18 protein-coding genes are annotated in these 18,330 nt (G+C 69.2%); 8 read left to right on the top strand and 10 right to left on the bottom strand.

The features are described 5' to 3' along the window. Positions 1 to 31: 31 nt before the first annotated feature. Entirely contained in the window at positions 32 to 1,495 is a 1,464-nt protein-coding gene (locus tag ACT54R_RS14240) for a M48 family metalloprotease (RefSeq protein ID WP_476327320.1), read from the bottom strand. Positions 1,496 to 1,734: 239 nt separating this feature from the next. On the opposite strand from ACT54R_RS14240, the gene ACT54R_RS14245 reads away from it, so the two are divergent. Continuing rightward, positions 1,735 to 2,904, top strand: a complete 1,170-nt coding sequence (locus ACT54R_RS14245) for an aminotransferase class I/II-fold pyridoxal phosphate-dependent enzyme (protein WP_168456497.1) — start codon at positions 1,735 to 1,737, stop codon at positions 2,902 to 2,904. 106 nt (positions 2,905 to 3,010) lie between these two features. After that, positions 3,011 to 3,682, top strand: coding sequence for a leucyl/phenylalanyl-tRNA--protein transferase (gene aat, locus ACT54R_RS14250; protein WP_168456496.1), 672 nt, complete (start codon positions 3,011 to 3,013; stop codon positions 3,680 to 3,682). Here aat and ACT54R_RS14255 read toward each other — a convergent pair. From ACT54R_RS14255 to speB, 4 genes are all read right to left on the bottom strand, one after another. Next, positions 3,619 to 4,296: a DUF2155 domain-containing protein gene (locus ACT54R_RS14255; RefSeq protein WP_168456495.1), complete on the bottom strand. Its 678-nt coding sequence runs from the start codon at positions 4,294 to 4,296 to the stop codon at positions 3,619 to 3,621. The genes aat and ACT54R_RS14255 overlap by 64 nt on opposite strands. A gap of 163 nt (positions 4,297 to 4,459) precedes the next feature. Then, on the bottom strand, positions 4,460 to 4,870 hold the full coding sequence (locus ACT54R_RS14260; RefSeq protein ID WP_476327323.1) for an NADH:ubiquinone oxidoreductase subunit NDUFA12: 411 nt from the start codon (positions 4,868 to 4,870) through the stop codon (positions 4,460 to 4,462). Positions 4,871 to 4,952: 82 nt separating this feature from the next. Next, entirely contained in the window at positions 4,953 to 6,050 is a 1,098-nt protein-coding gene (locus tag ACT54R_RS14265; RefSeq protein WP_476327325.1) for a calcium:cation antiporter, read from the bottom strand. A 95-nt stretch (positions 6,051 to 6,145) separates the two neighbouring features. Then, positions 6,146 to 7,126 (bottom strand): agmatinase, encoded by a 981-nt coding sequence (gene speB / locus ACT54R_RS14270; protein ID WP_476327327.1) that lies wholly within the window; start codon positions 7,124 to 7,126, stop codon positions 6,146 to 6,148. A 340-nt stretch (positions 7,127 to 7,466) separates the two neighbouring features. Here speB and ACT54R_RS14275 point away from each other — a divergent pair, with 340 nt between their 5' ends. Continuing rightward, positions 7,467 to 8,678, top strand: coding sequence for a GGDEF domain-containing protein (locus tag ACT54R_RS14275; RefSeq protein ID WP_476327329.1), 1,212 nt, complete (start codon positions 7,467 to 7,469; stop codon positions 8,676 to 8,678). A gap of 45 nt (positions 8,679 to 8,723) precedes the next feature. Here ACT54R_RS14275 and ACT54R_RS14280 read toward each other — a convergent pair whose 3' ends face one another. The 3 genes from ACT54R_RS14280 to ACT54R_RS14290 all read right to left on the bottom strand — a co-directional run bounded on the left by ACT54R_RS14280 (position 8,724) and on the right by ACT54R_RS14290 (position 11,638). Next, positions 8,724 to 10,529, bottom strand: a complete 1,806-nt coding sequence (locus tag ACT54R_RS14280; protein WP_476327331.1) for a hypothetical protein — start codon at positions 10,527 to 10,529, stop codon at positions 8,724 to 8,726. A 10-nt stretch (positions 10,530 to 10,539) separates the two neighbouring features. Beyond that, complete coding sequence (locus ACT54R_RS14285; protein ID WP_476327333.1) at positions 10,540 to 11,079, bottom strand: RNA polymerase sigma factor; 540 nt, start codon at positions 11,077 to 11,079, stop codon at positions 10,540 to 10,542. A gap of 163 nt (positions 11,080 to 11,242) precedes the next feature. Beyond that, positions 11,243 to 11,638, bottom strand: coding sequence for a flagellar export protein FliJ (locus tag ACT54R_RS14290; protein ID WP_476327337.1), 396 nt, complete (start codon positions 11,636 to 11,638; stop codon positions 11,243 to 11,245). A 494-nt stretch (positions 11,639 to 12,132) separates the two neighbouring features. Between ACT54R_RS14290 and ctrA the strand changes: the two genes are divergently transcribed. Next, complete coding sequence (gene ctrA / locus ACT54R_RS14295) at positions 12,133 to 12,834, top strand: response regulator transcription factor CtrA (protein ID WP_168456487.1); 702 nt, start codon at positions 12,133 to 12,135, stop codon at positions 12,832 to 12,834. A 91-nt stretch (positions 12,835 to 12,925) separates the two neighbouring features. Here ctrA and copM read toward each other — a convergent pair whose 3' ends face one another. Together copM and chpT are read right to left on the bottom strand one after the other, a co-directional pair. Further along, positions 12,926 to 13,387 (bottom strand): CopM family metallochaperone, encoded by a 462-nt coding sequence (gene copM, locus ACT54R_RS14300; RefSeq protein WP_476327339.1) that lies wholly within the window; start codon positions 13,385 to 13,387, stop codon positions 12,926 to 12,928. A gap of 533 nt (positions 13,388 to 13,920) precedes the next feature. Then, on the bottom strand, positions 13,921 to 14,574 hold the full coding sequence (chpT, locus tag ACT54R_RS14305; RefSeq protein WP_476327341.1) for a histidine phosphotransferase ChpT: 654 nt from the start codon (positions 14,572 to 14,574) through the stop codon (positions 13,921 to 13,923). A 195-nt stretch (positions 14,575 to 14,769) separates the two neighbouring features. On the opposite strand from chpT, the gene cysQ reads away from it, so the two are divergent. The 4 genes from cysQ to ACT54R_RS14325 all read left to right on the top strand — a co-directional run bounded on the left by cysQ (position 14,770) and on the right by ACT54R_RS14325 (position 18,328). Beyond that, on the top strand, positions 14,770 to 15,612 hold the full coding sequence (gene cysQ / locus ACT54R_RS14310; RefSeq protein WP_476327343.1) for a 3'(2'),5'-bisphosphate nucleotidase CysQ: 843 nt from the start codon (positions 14,770 to 14,772) through the stop codon (positions 15,610 to 15,612). A gap of 177 nt (positions 15,613 to 15,789) precedes the next feature. Further along, on the top strand, positions 15,790 to 16,407 hold the full coding sequence (locus tag ACT54R_RS14315) for a DUF1134 domain-containing protein (protein ID WP_476327345.1): 618 nt from the start codon (positions 15,790 to 15,792) through the stop codon (positions 16,405 to 16,407). A 141-nt stretch (positions 16,408 to 16,548) separates the two neighbouring features. After that, positions 16,549 to 17,871, top strand: coding sequence for a hypothetical protein (locus ACT54R_RS14320; protein ID WP_476327347.1), 1,323 nt, complete (start codon positions 16,549 to 16,551; stop codon positions 17,869 to 17,871). Between the two features lie 46 nt (positions 17,872 to 17,917). Then, positions 17,918 to 18,328, top strand: a complete 411-nt coding sequence (locus tag ACT54R_RS14325; protein WP_476327349.1) for a DUF1801 domain-containing protein — start codon at positions 17,918 to 17,920, stop codon at positions 18,326 to 18,328. Positions 18,329 to 18,330: the final 2 nt, after the last annotated feature.

Genomic DNA, 18,330 nt, shown 5'->3' on the forward strand with positions numbered 1-18,330 from the left:
GGCTCCTTGGGTGAAAAGCTGTCTTTGAGCATCAGCGCTGATTGGCGGCCGATGCGGGCGGTTTGAAATTCACGAGATCGTCGGCCTTGAGCCAGCCGGGCGAGCCCTGCGGAAACTTTGTCCGGGCGCGGGCCGCGAGTTCCCGGCCGAGCTTGAAGTCGCCGGACGCAAAATAGGACTGTGCGGACGCGAGGTCCGCATTGGCGGTATCGCCCGAACGGCCATAGGCCAGCGCGAGCGAGCGCCACGCGGACGGTGAATTCGGATCACGCTGGGTCGCCTGCACCAGTTCGCGGATGGCTTCCTGGGTGTAGGTCTGGTTGCCCGACTGCACGAGCGCCTGCCCCAGCATGGCGCGGATGAGCGGCGCGCCATTGGTCATCTGCACAGCCTTGCGGAGCGGTGCGACGGAATCGCTAGCGCGCCCGGCCTCAAGCAGCGCCTGCCCCTTGAGCTCGTAGAAATAGGGGTTCGACGGCTCCTTGGCGATGAGGGCGTCGATCTGGCGGATGGACGAATCCACATTGCCGAAGCGGTAGGCCGAGATGGCGCGCGCATACTGGGCCGCCATAGAGCCGTCGGAGGGCGGGTAACGGCGGGCCACCGCCTCGGGACGCTCCATGAAGCCGATGAGCTTTGCCCGCATCATGTCGTGGCGCGCCTGCAGGGCCGGGGGATCCTTGACCTCGTAATAGGGGCTGGCCTTGGCCAGCTGTTCGAGCGCGGCGATACGCTCGCGGGCCATGGGATGGCTCAGGGCGTAGGGATCGATGCGCTGGCTGATGAAAAGCTGGTCGTTCTGGAAGCGCTCGAACGTCTGCAGCATGCCCTTGGCGGACTGGCCGGTGGCATTGAGATACTTCACTGCCGAGCGGTCGGCGGCGGACTCCTCGCCGCGCTGATAGGAGAGCAGCGAGCGGCGGATCATCTCCTGCGGCGCCGACATGGCGGCAGCGCCCACGTTGCCCATGTCCCGGCCGTTCATGCCGCTCGCCGCGCCGGCCGCGACGCCACCTGCCGCCAGAAGCATGGCGACGATCGCCATGGTTTGGGCGCCGGCGATCTGCTCCCGCATCCGGGCGAGGTGGCCGCCGGCGATATGGCCGGTCTCGTGGGCGAGCACACCGATGATCTGGTTTGGCGTCACCGAATCGACGAGCGCGCCGGTGTTCACGAAGATGCGCCGGCCATCGGCCACGAAGGCGTTGAAGGCCCGGCTGGAGATGAGCACCACCTCAACGTTCTGCTGGGCCAGCCCCGCCGCCTTGAGGATGGGGCGGGTATAATCCTTGAGCAGCGCCTCGATCTCGGTGTCCTGGATGGTCTGCGGCGCCGACTGGGGGGCCTGTTCCTGCGCGCGGGCGGCGACAGTCCATGTCGCCTGAACCGGAAGGGCCGTCGCCGCAGCAAGGCACAGCAGACGTCCGGCGGTGCGAAGCCCGCCCCCGACACGCTCCGCCAATCCGATCCGCTGTTCCGCTCGGGCTCGATCCATTCCGTCAACCACCACGCAAGCCGCCATTCACGCAGGGACTAAAGCCATATCCGCCTTGGCTCGCTCCGGGGCACAGGCTACGAGACTGCCGGACACTGGCGTCGGCGAAAGCCGAGGTCAATCCGCTGGCCTTCACGTTGGGGCGAACCCGCCTCAGGGACAGGCAGAATAAGGCGGCAGCACGGCAGCGCGAGCATCGGCGCGGCCTTCACCCGCAGGAACGCAACGGAATTTCGGCAATGCGGCAGGTTCTTCCCCTCCTCTCCCGGCGCAGTGCGGTCGAGCCCTTCATCGTCATGGACGTGATGGAGCACGCCGCCCGGATCGAGGCGCAGGGCGGGCATGTGATCCATCTGGAGGTGGGCCAGCCGGCGGCCCCGGCACCGCTCGTGGCGCGGCAGGCGGCGGCCGCCGCGTTGGCGGCCGGACAGGTGGGCTATACCGCCGCCCTCGGTATCCCGGCCCTTCGGGCGCGCATCGCCCGCCATTACGAAGAGCAGCACGGCGTCTGCGTCGATCCGGAGCGGATCGTCGTAACCAATGGGTCGTCGGGTGGCTTCATCCTGGCTTTCCTGGCCCTGTTCGAGCCGGGAGATCGCGTGGCCATCGCGGCGCCGGGCTATCCGCCCTACCGCCACGTCCTGTCCGCGCTCGGCTGCGAACCGGTGCTGATCGAGACCCGGGCGGAGGACCGCCACGCTTTGACCGCCGAGCGGCTGATGGAAGCGCACCGGGCCGCGCCGCTCAAGGGCGTGCTGGTGGCGAGCCCTGCCAATCCCACCGGCACCATGATGGACCGCGCTGCCCTGACCGCGCTCCACGCCTGCGCCCGCGACCTCGGCCTCGCCTTCGTCTCGGACGAGATCTACCACGGCCTCGACTACGCCTTCCCGGCCGTGAGCGCGGTGGAGATCGGCGACGATGTGACCGTCATCAACTCCTTCTCCAAATACTTCTGCATGACTGGCTGGCGCGTCGGCTGGATGGTGGTGCCGCCGGGCGTCTCGCGCACCATGGAGCGGCTTCAGCAGAACTTCTCGATTTCGGTGCCCACCCTGTCCCAGATCGCCGCCGACGCCGCCTTCGAGGGCCGCGCCGAGATGGATCAGGTGAAGGCGACCTATGTCGAGAACCGGCGCATCCTGACCGAAGGGCTGCCTGCCGCAGGCCTCGGCCGCTTCCTGCCGGCCGACGGCGCCTTCTACCTCTATGCCGACGTCTCCGACTTCACCGACGATTCGGCCGCCTTCGCCCGCAGCCTGCTGGACGCGGCCCATGTGGCGGCGACACCGGGGGTGGATTTCGATCCCTTCCACGGCCGCCAGTTCCTGCGCTTCTCCTACGCCGGCTCCGGCCCCGACATGGCGGAAGCCGTCCGGCGCATCGGTGACTTCCTGAAGCGGGGGTGACAGGGGAACCGGCGCCCCATTCTGCGTGTCAAAGGGTCGCAGGACCCTCCGGGAACTGGGGCGGGACGCCACACGGCCGCTCCATTTGCTGGTAGGATGAACCTCCATGAGCCGGCCGAACGACCAGATCGTCGAGATCACGCCCGATGTGCTGCTGAAGGCCTATGCCTGCGGCATCTTCCCGATGGCCGAGAGCGCCGACGATCCCGGCCTCTACTGGATCGAACCCGAGCGGCGCGGCATCATCCCCCTCGATGCCTTCCACGTTTCCTCCCGCCTCGCCCGGACCGTGCGCGCGGACAAGTTCGAGGTCCGCGTGGACAGCGACTTCGAGGCGGTCATCGACGGCTGCGCCGAGCCCCAGGAAGGCCGTGACAAGACCTGGATCAACGCACCGATCCGCCGCCTCTACGGCGAACTGTTCGCCCGCGGGCGCTGCCACACGGTGGAAGCCTGGCGCGACGGGCGGCTGGTGGGCGGGCTATACGGCGTGCGGCTGGGCGGCGCCTTCTTCGGCGAGAGCATGTTCCACCGGGAGCGGGACGCCTCCAAGGTGGCGCTTGTGCATCTGGTGGGACGGCTGATCGCCGGTGGCTTCCGGCTGCTGGATACCCAGTTCGTCACCAGCCACCTCAAGACCTTCGGGGCACTGGAGGTGTCGCGCCGGCACTATCACAAGCTGCTGGAGCACGCGCTTGAGGCCGAAGGCGATTTCTACTGCTGGCCCCGCGCCGTGACCGGAGAGGGCGCCTTGCAGCCGATCAGCCACACGTCATAGATCGGGTGCTCCACCGCGTGCAGTCCCGGGCTCGCCGCGAACATCCAGCCGGTGAAGATGCGCTTGGCCTGCCCCTGCAGGGTGACCTCGTTCACTTCGGTGAAGGAGGTGGTGTTCTGCGTCTCGGTGGCGGGGCGCGTGTAGCAGACGCGCGGCGTCACCTGCAGGGCGCCGAACTGGGCCGTCTCGCCGATGGCGATATCGAACGAGGTGATGCGGCCGGTGATCTTGTCGAGGCCGGCATAGACCGCAAAGTCGTTGGCGATCTTCTGCGTCGGCGGCTGCACCACCACCACGTCGCCCTCATCCCCGGGAGGCGCCGGCTGAAAGCCCGCCTGCGGCGGCTGCTGTTGTTGCGCGGCGGCCGGCGGCGGTGGCGCGGGCGCGCGCTGGATGGCGGCCGGGGCCGCCGGACGCTGCGCGGGAGCTGCGGGCGGGGCGGAGATCACCGGAACGCTGTTCGGCACCGCGGGCAGCGGGCGCTGGTTGGGAATCGTTCCGGGCGGCGGCAGGGGCGTCTGCTCGATGGTGCCGCGGCTCTGCGCCAGCGCCTGAGGCATCGCGGCGGCAATCAGGCCGGCGGCCAGCAGCGAAACGGAGCAGAGGAAGCGCATCAGTCTGTGGACCCGTGGAATGAAGGCGGCGCGACCGGGAAGCGGTCCGGCCTCTCTCCCCTTCTGACCGCCTGAATCAGGCGGTGGCAAGGCGGCACCGAGGGAGCCGCCTCAGAAAGCAATCCGTGCCACGAGGGGCGGGATCCCAATGCGCGGGGCCGGCCTATTCGCCGGGCGTCCAGGCCTTGTAGTCGCCCGTGACGCGGGGACGCAGGCCGCCGGCCAGCACAGATCCCTTGGGGCGGTAGGCGCCGGGCGTGCCGGTCATGTTGCGGCGGTGCGGCTTCTGCCAGGAACGGGGGGTGTAGGTCTCGTCCACCGGCGGGGTATCCACGCGGTGGTGAATCCAGCCCCACCAGCCGGGCGGAATGGTCGAGGCTTCGGCATAGCCGGGATAGATGACCCAGCGGCGCTCGAAACCCAGCGTCGGGTCGACCGCGCCGCCCTTGGTGCGATAGTAGCGATTGCCGAACTCGTCCTCGCCCACAAGCTCACCGAACCGCTTCGTCCACCACATGGTGCCGACGGTCTGCTTGTTCCACCAGGTGAAGATGTAGAGCAGAAGGTTCTTCACGGCCCGCGCCTCGTTCAAGTCGCGCGGAACATGCCATCCGCTCCGCCCGATGTCCACCGCCGGGCAGGGGCCGATCCGCGCTTTAGGGGGCAAACAGCAGCATCACATAGACGCAGAACACGATCAGGTGGACCACGCCATTGAGCGCATTGGTCTTTCCCGTGCCGAAGGACAGCACCGAGAGGACGAAGGTGAGCAGCAGCATGGTCCGGTCCTCGTTGTCGAGGCCGAGCACCATGGGCCGCCCGATCATGACGCTGATGAACGCCATGGCCGGAATGGTCAGCGACACCGTGGCGAGCGCCGAGCCGAGGGCGATGTTGAGAGAATGCTGCAGATGGTTGCGGGCGGCGGCGCGCACGGCCGAAAGGCCTTCCGGGAGAAGAATGAGCGTCGCCACGAGCGCGCCGGTCACGGCATCGGGATCGCGCAGGGCGAAATGGCCGAGGAAATCCTCGAACGAAATCGCCACCCAGCCGGAGAGCGCCACCACCGCCCCGAGGCTCCCCAGCAGCATGAAGACGGCACGCAGGAAAGCCGGCAATTCCGGGGGCGCTTCCGCGTGGCCCTCCGGCTGCGCATTGAAATGCTCGCGGTGGCGGACCGTCTGCATGTAGAGAAAGGCCGCGTAGAGCGCGAGCGCGATCGCCGACATGTAGATGAGCTGGAACGGCGAGAAGATGCCGGACGCCCCTGCCCGCGTCTCGCTGGGCAGGATCAGCAGCATCACCCCGAGGGCGATCGTCGCCGAGAGATAGCCCGAGACGCCCTGCTGCTGGATGGTCTGCTCACGGTGGCGAATGCTGCCCAGCAGGAGGCACAGGCCGACGATGCCGGCATTCACGATCATCAGCACGGAGAGCACCGATTCGCGGGCGAGCGTCGGGTTGTTCTCTCCATTGAGCATCATGGAGGCCATCACCGAGACCTCGATGACGGTGACCGAGAGCGTGAGGACCAGGGTGCCCCAGGGCTGGCCGAGCCGGGCCTCCACCACATCCGCATGGCCGACGGCCGAGAAGGCCGAGCCGCACAGGAGCGCCACCGAGCCTATGGCAAGCAATCCCGGCAGGACGCCGGATGCGGCCGGCGAGAGGTCCGGCCACAAGAAGAACGTCAGCGCCAGCAGACCACCCAGGACCGGCAGGACATAGGCCGAGACAGCAGGCCCCTTCCCCATCTCTTCCCTCCCCGGCCGCGGCTGACGCTCAGTGAGGCCTTTCCTTATCCGGTTCGCACCGCAAAAGGTACTGCCATCCTGCCTGCGCCTTTCGCCTAAAGCGCCGGCGAGCGTCCCCCCTCCTTGCGTTCCGCCAGCAGGCACAGATAGAGCGAGGCGAGCGTCGCGCCGGCCAGCGCCGTGATCTCCGCATGGTCGTAGGGCGGGGACACCTCCACCACGTCGAACCCCTTGAGGTCGAGCGCACCGAGGCGCCTGAGGCAGGCGATGACCTCGCGGGTGGAGAGGCCGCCGCACACCGGCGTGCCGGTGCCGGGCGCAAAGGCGGGGTCGAGGGCGTCGATATCGAAGCTCAGATAGACCGGCGCATCCCCCACCCGCTCGCAGATGTGCCGCGCCAGCGCCGCGGGCCCCATCTCGCCCGCCACGTTGCCGTGGACGATCTCGATGCCGTAGCTGCGCGGCGCATGGGTCCGGATGCCCACCTGGATCGAACGGTCGACCCGGATGAGCCCGTCCTTCACCGCCCGGGTAATCATGGTGCCGTGGTCCACCCGGTCCCCAGCGTCGTCCCAGGTGTCCTGATGGGCGTCGAACTGCACCAGCACCACCGGCTGGCCGAGGCGCGCCGTGAGCGCCCGCAGGATGGGGTAGGTAAGGAAATGGTCGCCGCCGAGGGTCACGAGGTGGCTACCGCGGGCGTAATGGGCGGCCGCCTGCGCCGCGATGGCACCGGGGATGCCGGCCGGCAGGCCGTAGTCGAACACGCAATCCCCGCCATCGGCGACGTCCAGCTTCTCGAACGGATCGAAGCCGAACGGGTAGAAGGGATCGCCATCGAGGATGGAGGACGCGGCGCGGATCGCGCGCGGTCCGAACCGCGTGCCGGGCCGATTCGACACCGCCACATCGAGGGGTACCCCCCAGACGACCACTTCGGCTCCGCCCCCGTCGCGGGCATAGCGCCGGCGCAGGAAGGAGGCGACGCCCGAATAGTTCGGCTCGGTGGACTGGCCGTGGCGGAAAGCCGGGTCCAGAGCCCGGTCGACGGGGCGGGGAAGGGTCGGATCGGCCATTTTGTCCTCGCAGGCATTTCTCGCGCGGCAGGGAGTTCACGAGGCGGTGGGACGTCACGGGCGGCGGGTCGTCTCCCCACGAACGCATCCAGCGCCGCCGGCCCGTCCGCGCAGGCGCATCATAGCGAAGGCTGCGCCGCCCGAAAGCACCGACCAGCCCAGTTTCCGCCCCCCGCCGGGCCACCGGAGGATGGGAAAACGATGCGTACAATCGGAAACAAAATTACGCCGTACAATAGTAGGACGAACGACTTGTGCGCACGCGCACTACACGCTATTGGCGCATACAACCAGCTTCTCTCCTTTTGCGCGGACGAACGGTCCTGGAGCGGCCCGATACATGGATTTCCAGGTCCAGACTGTATTGTCGGTCTCGGCCGTTGTGGGCCTGCTTCTGGCTGCCCTGCAACTCCTGGCGGGATGGCGGTTGCGGCAGTCCTGCCTGTTGGTGTGGTCGCTCGCCAACCTGTTCCTCACCACCGGCTGCGTGTTCCTCGCCGCGCGCAGCAACATCGGTCTTCCGGTCAGCGCGCTGATCGGCAATGGCTGCATCCTCGTCGGCATGGGGCTCATCTACAGCGGCATCCGCGTCTTTGACGAACGGCCGCGGGGGCTGGCCGCCGTGGCGGCGGTCGCGCTGTTCGGCACAGGCCTCCTCGGCTTGTCGCTGTGGAGCGGAAACAACATGGCCGACCGGGTCACCATCACCTCCATTCTGGTCGGGTGCTGGAGTGCGACAGCGGGACGCGCCCTGATGCAGACGCCCGGCGGCGGACCGATCATCTCGCGTGTCGCTTCGGCCATCGTCCTGATCGCGGTGGCCGGCGGCTACACGGCCCGGGGCGTCGGCGTGCAGTTCGGGCTGCTGCCGTTGCCGGGCAATGGCGGCCCGGCGGAGGTGCTGGTGGTCATTCTCGGCCTCGGCCTCGCCATCTGCTGGACCTTCGGCAGCCTGTACATGGTGCTGGAGAAGGTCGCTTCCCGCGACGACCTTACCGGCCTGCTCAATCGCCGCGCCGCCCTGCAGCGGGGCGAGGAACTGCTGCGCATCGCCCGCGCCCGGCGCCAGCCGTTCTCGCTGCTTCTGGCAGACCTCGACCACTTCAAGTCGGTCAACGACCGCTTCGGCCACGACGTGGGCGACCTGGCGCTGCAGCGCTTCGCCGCTCTGGTGCCGCAAAGCATCCGGCCCAATGATGTCGCCGGACGCTATGGCGGAGAGGAGTTCTGCATCCTGCTGCCGGGGGCCGGCGCGGAAGGTGCGCGTGCCACCTCCGAGCGGCTGCGCTTGCTGGTGGAAGAGCAGCTTCGCGAAGTGGCCGGCTACAACATCGGTGTCACGCTCACCGTCGGAGCGGCCACCTTCGTACCGAGAAGCGGCGGGCCGGACACAATCGCCGACCTCATCGTCGCGGCCGACGGTGCGCTCTATTCCGGCAAGGCACTGGGCCGAAACCGCACGGCCATGGCCCCCCTACCGGTCGGGGGGGCACCCAGCATCCCCCAGGAGGCTCCCGGCCACGGGGCAGCGGCCGCCGATCTCTCCCGTTAGTGAAGGCTCAATGCGGCTCGCCATCGGGCGCGCGGCGCGGACGGTTCATTCCGGCACCAGCCGCCCGCGGTAGACGACGGCCGTGCCGGGCCCGGCCGAGGTGCCCGGCCGCTCCACCGGCTCGCGGGTGACAACCAGTTCGGTTCCGGCGAGGCCCTTGCGGCCGAGACGCGCGAGGTCCGGCAGACGCTCCGACAGGCCGGCTGAGAAGGCACCGATGAAGCGCGCGCCCGAGGCCGGAGAAACCAGCCACAGGCGATAGGTCTCGCCGTCCGGCGGCGCCGGGGCGAAGGACCGCAGGTGCAGGGCACCGCTGTCCGGATCGATCCGGACCGAGACGGCCGGCAGCGGCTCCGCCTGCATCACCGCGACCCAATAGCCCTCACCCGGCCAGACCCACTCGCGATAGGCCGCCACTCCGCCCAGCCCAAGGCAGAGCAGCGCGAGGAGAAGCGAAATCCCGCGCCAGGGGCCATGCCGCACGACGATGCGCGTTGGCAGGTTCGGCTCGTCAGGCAGCGCGGACACCTCACCGGAAGCGACTTCAGCCGCCCATCCGGGCAGCGGCGCCTCCTCGGCCTTCTCGCCGGCGGCAGGATCGGCGGACGGGGGTTCGCTTGCCGGCGCTTCCTGAGGCACAGCTTCAGGCGAGGACGCCTCGGCGGCATCTGCGGGCACGCCAGCCGGAGCGACCGCCTCTGCCCCCTCTTCCGGCTTCTGCTCCGGGGCCTCGATCACATCCGGCACGCTGGGCGCTGGGGCTGGTTCAGGCACAGCTTCGGCCACGGGCGACGGAGCAGACTCCAGCGCGGCCTGCTCCGTTTCAACCGGCGGCGGCGGGGAAACGGGAGCGACCGGCGCTGCCTCAGCCGTATCCGGCACATCACCCGACACCACCAGGGCCGTCGGCTCTGGCACCAAAGGCGGCTCCGGAACGGTTGCGGCCGGTCCCTCCGGCGCCGCGGCTTCAGACGGCTCAGCCGCTGGTGTGGGCGGCGGAAGGCTCTCCGCGACCGACGCCGTTGCGACAGGCGCGCCATCCCCGGCCGGGGCAGGCGCCTCGGCGACGGGCTCCGGCTCCGGCGGTGGATCGGGCTCCAGGAACATGAAGGCCGGTGGAGGCGTGAGCGGCTCGGGCGCCGGACGGGAGCGTGGCGGAGGCGGCACCAGTTGCAGCGGCGCTGCCTGTTCCGGCAACCGTGAAGCAATGGGCGTGCTCTCCGGCCGAGGCAAGGCCGGATGCGCCACCTCGGACGGCACCGGCGACAGCGGTCCCATCAACAGCGCGTCCCGGATCGTCCCGACCGGCGCGCGGCCCGGGTCCATCGATTGGGACGTGCCCATCGGGCCGGCCTCGAGCGGCGGGAAGGACCGGCGGCGGGAGGGCCGTTCCGCGCCGCGCGCAGGCTCGGAGCGACCCGGCTCGGCGTTGCGGCCGAGGCCGAACAGCCGCCGTACCCGAGAAACGGCGCCCGCTCCCTCTCCTGACCCCGACCGCAGCGGCCGGCCTTCCGGCAGAGCCGGACGGCGCGGCGGATCGGGCGATGGCGACATGCCGCGCGGCAGGGAGGCCCCGCGGAGAGCGGGCGGGGCGCTCCTCAGATCCGAGGCGATGGCCCGCCAGATGTCCGGCGAGGGGATCACCGGCACCGCCAGCTCATGCAGCGGAGCAAGCCGACGCTCCCACAGGCGGACGAGGGCGGCGAACTGCGGCTCGGCGGCACACCGGGCGCGCACGCGGCGGCGGTCGTCATTGTCGAGGGTGCCGAGCACGTATTCTGCGGCGAGGATGCGGTCCGCATCCGGTGGGGCCACGCGCTCGGGCAGGCGATCAGGCGAGGCGGGGCTCATGGGATGCCCCTCATGACCGCCGCCCCAGGAACTCGCCCAACTGGTGGATGCTGCGGGCCATCCAGGCGCGGATGGCAGGCGCGGGCGCGTCGAAATAGACCGACAACGCCTCGTAGCTCCAGCCGTCATAGAAAGCGAGCAGCAGCATCCGCCGCCGCTCTTCCGGCAGCCGGCCGAGGCAGGTGAGGAGGCGCGTCAAGGCCGGGCTGCGGTGGGGCGAGGCGATGGGATCGTTGCCGCGCTGGGCGGCGTCGAACGGCTCGAAGGCGTCGCCCACCGGCCGCTGCCAGGCCATGTCCAGGGCGCAGCCCCGGGCGATGGAGACCATCCAGCACACGGGGTCCTCGTTCTGCCGAAGGGTATGCGCCTCGGAACGCACGCGGCGGTAGGCCTGCCGCACGGCTTCCGCGGCAAGCTCCGGCCGGCGCAGCAGGCGCAGCACTATGCCGTAGAGCTTCGGGCTGGTCAGCCGATAAAGCTCCTCAAATGCGCGCAGATCGCCGGCGGCAACCGCGTCGACGAGGGCATGGACCTTGCGGTGGGGAGTCACGGAACACTCGTGCTCGGGGTTTGGCCGAGCAGAAGCTACCGGAGCGGCAGACCCGAATGGAAGCCTCAAGGTTGCAGGAACCGGCCGCGGATGGGAGAAATCGTGTTCTGCACCGCAGCAACGGCTACCTGCGTACCCCTTTGAAACTTAAGCTATACCGCGCTCAGAAGCGCACCGGCGCGTTAGGCCTGAGTGGCGGGCGGCGGGTCGCGTTGTCCACACGCGCGGAACGGTCCATCTCTCCGGCCGCCTCCACCAGCGCGAGGTCGGCCTCGGCCTCTGTCAGCGTGGCCTTGGCCTCGTCCTGCTGCACCTTGAGGTCATCCGCCGAGCGGCGCAGGTTGTCGCGGCGGGTGCGGGCGGCGAGCGCGAGCGGGGGATAGGCGAAGTGCCGCGGATCGGTGATGCCGGAGCGCGCCTCCTCGGCGGCGATGTCGCGGTCCAGATCCTGGGCCATGCGCTCGAACTCGGCGATCATCGTATCGATCTGCACGAGGCGCCGGCGCGCATCGTCGATCTGGAACCGCTTGGCACGGATCAGGGGGTCACGCGACTTCATCGGCGTCTACTCCGGTACTTATGACGCAGCCCCTCGGTGCCTGCCCATGTTTGTCCGCCATAGTCGGCTGGCCATGTGCGCCGGGGCTTCCGGGCGATGAGAATGTCCTGTGCTGGTTGCCCTTTCCTTACCTCCGGCGTCGCCGTAGCGGGAAAATCGTGCGAACCGCCCCGTCGGCAACCAATCGTTTACCGCCTTCGTTAATGATGACGCTACGGTTCGGGTGATGCGCCGCCGCGCGCTCAGCCGGACGCCGGATCAAGGGGCTCGGGCGAGGGGTGGTCGGGCGGTTTGCGTGGGGCTGTGGAAAAACCTTAAGTGCCTGAAATGGAGTCAGTCTTGACTCCCATGCACAAAGATTTTTCCGCAGACTCTTGTGGGCAGGAATCGAGTTCTGTTAACGATTCTACACACGTAACGCGAATCACCCCGATGGCCGAGCAACGAAAGTCGGCGCCGCCGCCTTTCGGCTAGTTGCGAGGAAAGGGATAGCCATGCGCGTCTTGCTCATCGAGGACGACAGTGCTACGGCCCGAGGCATCGAATTGATGCTGAAGACCGAGAGCTTCAACGTCTATACGACCAACCTCGGTGAGGAAGGCGTGGACCTCGGCAAGGTCTACGAATACGATATCATCCTTCTCGACCTGAATTTGCCCGACATGTCCGGCTTTGAGGTCTTGCGCTCCCTTCGTGTGGCGAAGGTGAAGACGCCCATCCTCATCCTGTCGGGCCTCGCCAATACCGAAGACAAGGTAAAGGGCTTCGGCTTCGGCGCCGACGACTACCTGACCAAGCCCTTCCACAAGGACGAAATGGTGGCGCGCATCCACGCCATCGTGCGGCGCTCCAAGGGCCATGCCCAGTCGGTGATCCAGACGGGCGACCTCATCGTCAACCTGGACACCAAGACCGTCGAGGTGGAGGGCAACCGCGTCCACCTCACCGGCAAGGAATATCAGATGCTGGAGCTGCTCTCGCTCCGGAAGGGCACCACCCTCACCAAGGAGATGTTCCTGAACCATCTCTACGGCGGCATGGACGAGCCCGAGCTGAAGATCATCGACGTGTTCATCTGCAAGCTGCGCAAGAAGCTGGCGAACGCGTCCGCCGGCAAGAACTACATCGAGACGGTCTGGGGCCGCGGCTATGTGCTGCGCGAGCCCATGCCCGGTGCCGAGCGCATCGCCGTCTGACCTGACTGCCCTTTCCCTTTCTATGCGTCATGAGGCCCCGCTCCGGCGGGGCCTCTTGCGTTTGCGGGTCACTTCTATTTCGGGGCTTCGGCTACTTCTTCGCCGGCGCGCGGGCCTCGGCGCGGGCGAGCCAGGCCTTCATGAAGGCGATCTCCTCCTCCTGCGCCTTGATGATCCCCTCCGCGAGCTTGCGGATTTCGGGGTCCTTGCCGAAAGCGAGTTCCACCTTGGCCATGGCGACAGCCCCCTCGTGGTGGGGGATCATGCCGCGCACGAAGTCCACGTCGGCATCGCCGGAATAGGCGATGTCCATGTCCTTGTGCATCTGCGCCCCGGCGGCCTTGAACGCGGCCGTGGAGGGGGCGTCGGCCGCCGTCGGGGCCGGACCGCCCATGGCTTGGGGCATGGTCTGCACGCCGTGCATCATCGCTCCGCCGGGCATGGCCGACTGGGCCGCCGCCGGGCTGATGGACAGAAAGCCGGCGACAACGACGGCAGCGAAGGTGAAGGGCAAGGCCGCGCGAAGGCGCGCCGCGAAAATGCGGGACCGCATGGGGTCTCTCCTGTTCGATGGATTGTCCGTTCCGGCGCCTTCGGCCGGCGCCGTGGCCGTCAGGCGCGGTGTCGGGGCGGCGGGAGCTGGACTTCCGGCCCCAGGGCGGGCCGCTCGGGCGAGGGCGCGGGGCCGAGACGCTGGCCGGCTCCGTCCGGCCGCGGGGCGAGGTCAAGCGCTGGCGCGACCCAGTGGCAGGACATCAGGCAGCCGTTGCCGATGCAACAGGACGCGCCCGAGGGCACCGAGGCGCCGCCCGCATGGGAAAGGCGCGGCGTCACGACAGGCCGCGCTATTCGATGCAATGAGCCGGACGGTTCGGGCAGAAAGGAAGCCGCCAGGGGCGCCGCCACGGGGGCGATAGCCTCACGAGAACTCGACGCTGGCGCGTCCTGCGCTGCTTCGTGATGACAGCCGAGGCGGGCGTAGGCGGCGCCGCTCGTCGCAGCCGCCAGACCCAGCGCGCTGCAGAGCAGCGCGACAAAAAGGAGAAGCCGGGCGGCAAGGCTCATGGAGCCATATCCTCGGTCCGATCAGGCCGCGGTCAGGGTAACCGTATCTCCGTCCTGGGTGAAGGCGACGGAAAGGCCGCAGTCTTTGGCCAGGAGGCCGGCATAGAAGGGCTGCACCGAATGGGCGTCCAGCCCGCCCTCGGGAAGGGTGCCCTTGGCCAGCGCCTCGATGCCCTGCGGGATGCGGGCGCTCTGGCCGGTGGAGACGAGGGCAAACGTCACGTCGTCCCCCTCGCCAGCCCCGGTGACGCGAATGACGCCGCCGCGGGGCACGGTGGTGCCGGCCAGCAGCACGAGGTTGAGCAGCAGCTTCACCCGGTTCTTGGGCAGCAGCACGCGCGGCAGCGTCCATTCCAGCGCCGTGCGCTGGTCCTCGATGACACCGCGCACCACTTGCTCGGCATCGCCCGTGTCGAGCCGCGCCCCGGCCGAGCCCGCCGCGCCGAACGCGAGCCGGGTGAACTGGAGCCGGGCCGAGGCCTGCCGGGCGCTCTTGGCGATGAGGTCGAGGGCCACGTCGCGCATGTCGGCGGCGTTCTCGTCTTCAAGAACCTCGAGGCCGTTGACGATGGCGCCCACCGGGCTGATGACGTCGTGGCAGACCCGCGAGCACAGGAGCGCGCCGAGATCGAGCGCGGAAACGGCGAGCGGAATGCGGGGGGCGTCGGCGGACATGACGTTTCCCGGGGCGGCGACGGAAACGGCGCCGGGCACCGCATGCGTCTCGAACAGCGAATCCGTCTTGAGGGACGGACGGCCCTGATACACCGCCGCCGGGAAGGGCCACAAGCCGCGCGACCCTACCGCCGCATCGACACATGGTCCGCACCCGTCTAGAGACGACCGAAATCCGCCCATCGAGACCCGACCATGACCCTGCGCCCTCCCCGCTCCCCCGCGCCCACCGATGCCGCAATCCTCGCGGGGCTGGCCGAGGCGGCGCTCGCGGCGGGCGTCGCGATCCGGCGCATCGAGGCGGAGGGCATCGATCCCAGTCACAAGGCCGACCTCAGCCCGGTGACGGCGGCCGACCATGCGGCGGAAGAGATCATCTGCGCCGCGCTGGCCCACCTGCTCCCCGGCGTGCCGGTGGTGGCGGAAGAGGCCATGGCGCTGGGGGCGCAGGTCAATTGCGGCAACCGTTTCGTGCTGGTCGATCCCTTGGACGGCACCAAGGAGTTCATCTCGGGCAACGGCGAATACACGGTGAACATCGCATTGGTGGAGGACGGCACGCCGGTGCTCGGCGTCGTCTATGCGCCGGCGCGGGCGTTGCTGTTCGCCGGCCGGCCCGGCGCCGCCTTCCGCGCCATCCGCGCGCCGGGCGCGGCGGTGGATGCGCAGGACTGGACGCCCATCGCCTGCCGAAAGGTGCCCGATGGCCCCATTGTCGTGGCGGCCAGCCGCTCCCACGGCGATCCCGCGACGGACGCGCTGATCGGTCGCTACGAGGTGGCCGAGCGCATTCCCGCCGGCTCGGCGCTCAAGTTCGGCCTGCTCGCCGAGGGGAAGGTGGACCTTTATCCCCGCCTCGGGACCGTGATGGAGTGGGACAGCGCGGCCGGCCATGCCCTCGTCGCCGCCGCTGGCGGCAGTGTGACCCGGCCGGACGGCAGCCCGCTGACCTATGGTCATGCGGACGCCAGCTACAAGGTGCACGGGTTTATCGCCTGGGGGGCAGGCGGCCCGGCCCGCGTGCGCACCGCCGATTAACGCGGCGATAACACGCGATCATCATGGTGATTGCGATGCAACGGCTCGGGACAAGCGACGACACGCCTTTGCGCGGTCACACTGGTCGCCATAATTGGCTCGATTCGTCCCGCTGTTTGCGAATTTCAACGCCCGCCCGCTGAAGCCCTCCGGCCGACGCCCACCGCGAGAGACCCCATGCGCTTTGCTTCCGTGCGCTTCTCTTCAAGCCTCCTGAAGACCGCCCGCGCGCTCGCGCTCGCCGTGGGCCTCGTCTCTGGCCTGCCGCTCGCCGCGGGGCTCGCGCCGGCCGCGGCACAGGGCCAGACGCCGCAGAACTATTCAACCAACGAACTGGTGAGCAAAGGCCACTCCTTCTTCGGCAGCGTCTCCCGCGGGCTGGCGCTGTCCATCGAGAAGGCGGTGAGCCAGTGGGGACAGCCCAACGGCTACATCCTGGGCCAGGAAGGCGCCGGCGCCTTCATCGGCGGCCTGCGCTATGGCGAGGGCGTGCTCTATACCCGCAACGCCGGCGACCTGAAGGTCTACTGGCAGGGCCCGTCGGTGGGCTGGGACTTCGGCGGCGACGGCGCGCGCACCATGATCCTCGTCTACAATCTCAAGAGCGTGGACGACATCTTCCGCCGCTTCGGCGGCATCTCCGGCTCGGCCTATCTGGTGGCGGGATTCGGCATGACCGCGCTCGGCGCCGACGGGATCGTGGTCGTTCCGATCCGCTCGGGCGTGGGCGTGCGCCTCGGTGCCAACCTCGGCTACCTCAAGTTCACGCCCAATCCCACCTGGAACCCCTTCTGACGGCATTGGGGCCTGACGGCGCTGGCACGCGCGCGCGGGCCATGGCATGAATGAAACGGGCGCCCGCCGCGAAGCGGGCGCTGGCTCAGGTGACGGCGGTGGTCTTGCCGGCGTGCCTCCAGGCGAAGGGCGAGTGCGCGCGTGATCGAGCAGATCATGTATTTCATGCTGGGCGTGCTGATCGCGACGCTCGTGGCTCTGCTCGTGCTGCCCGCTGTCTGGCACCGGGCTGTCCGGCTCACCACCAAGCGGGTGGAAGCGGCGGTTCCCATCTCCATCTTCGAGGTGCAGGCCGACAAGGACCAGCAGCGCGCCTTCTTCGCCCTCAACCAGCGGCGGCTGGAGCTGCAGTCGGACGCCATGCGCGACACGATTGTCGCCAACGCCGCCACCATCGAGACCCAGCGCCAGCACGCGTTCAATCTGGAAGGGGAGTTGAAGACCCTCCAGGCCCAGCACGCCTTGCTTCAGGCCACCAGCGCCGAGCGCGATGTGCTGATGGGCGAAACCCAGGATCAGCTTGCGGACCGGACTGCCGCCGTCGCCCGCCTTGAAGAGGCGCTGGCCGATCGCACCGCCGCCCTTGCCGCGCTGGAAGCCGCGCACGGCACCCTCACCGGCGATGCCCGCGCCCAGGCCGAGGCGCTGATGGCGCGCGAAGAGGCGCTTTCCGCCGCCCGCACCCGCATCACCGCGCTGGAAGAGGACGTAGCCGGCCTGAGCGCGCACCTATCCGACACCACCCGCCGGCTCGAAGAGACCGCTGCGACCCTGGACGCCGAGCGCGCGGCCACCCTCGAGGCCCGCGCCATCGCCGCGCAGGCCGCCACAGAGCTTTCGACCGATCTCACCGAGACCCAGGAGGCCCTTGCGCTGAAGGTGGCGGAGAGCGAGGCGCGGGGGCAGACCATCGCCGCGCTCGAGTCCGAGCGCGACCGGCTGGCCCAGGCCCTCGCCATTGCCGAGGGCGACCTCGACGCCAACCGCGCCGTCGTCCACGCCTTCGAGCAACGCCGCGCCAGCGAATTCGTCGCGGCCGAAGCCGAGAACCGCCGGCTGGAGGATGCCCTGCGCATGCTCAAGGCCGACCATTCCCTGATGGAAGAGGCGGTGCAGCGCCGTCGCGACGACAACAGCGCACCGGTTCCGCCAGCCGTGGCGGCTGTGTCCCCCCCGGCGGACGATGCCATCCTGCGCGAGAGCATGACCGACCTCGCCGCGCGCCTTGCGGTCCTCACCGCCCGGCTGGAAGGCGATGGCTCGCCCATCCGTCAGGCCGTGGCCGACGGTGCCGGTGGCGACCTTGCCGCCCGCATCCGCGCCCTGCTGGAGCAGGCCGACGCCAGCGCCGGCGACGGAGCGCCGTTAGCCGGTGACAGCGCCGCGACCGAGGCCGAAGTTCAGCCCGCCGGAGAGACTGTCCGCCGCAGCCGCAAGGCGTCACGCAGCCGGGCCGCGGTTTGAGCCGTCCGCTTTCGCGCGCCGACGTGCGAAAATCCGGAGAGGACGCATGAGCCATCCAGATTCACCCGCGGCCCGCATCGACGCGAAGATTGCGGGGCTGACGGACTGGCGCGGCGCCGTGCTGGCCCGCGTGCGCGCCCTGATCCATGAGGCCGATCCCCAGGTGACCGAGGCGGTGAAATGGGTGAAGCCCACCAACCCCTGCGGCGTGCCCACATGGGAACACGCCGGCATCCTCTGCACGGGCGAAATCTACAAGAGCTATGTGAAACTCACGTTCGCCCAGGGGGCGGCGCTCGATGACCCGAGCGGGCTCTTCAATGCCGGCCTGGGCGGCGGCACCCGCCGGGCCATCGATATTCACCAGGGCGAAGAGGTGGATGCCGACGCGTTCAAGGCGCTCGTGCAGGCGGCCGTGGCCCTCAACCTCGCCCGGCAGGCCTCGAAACGGAGGTAGCG

The organism is Xanthobacter sp. DMC47 (assembly GCF_056313845.1).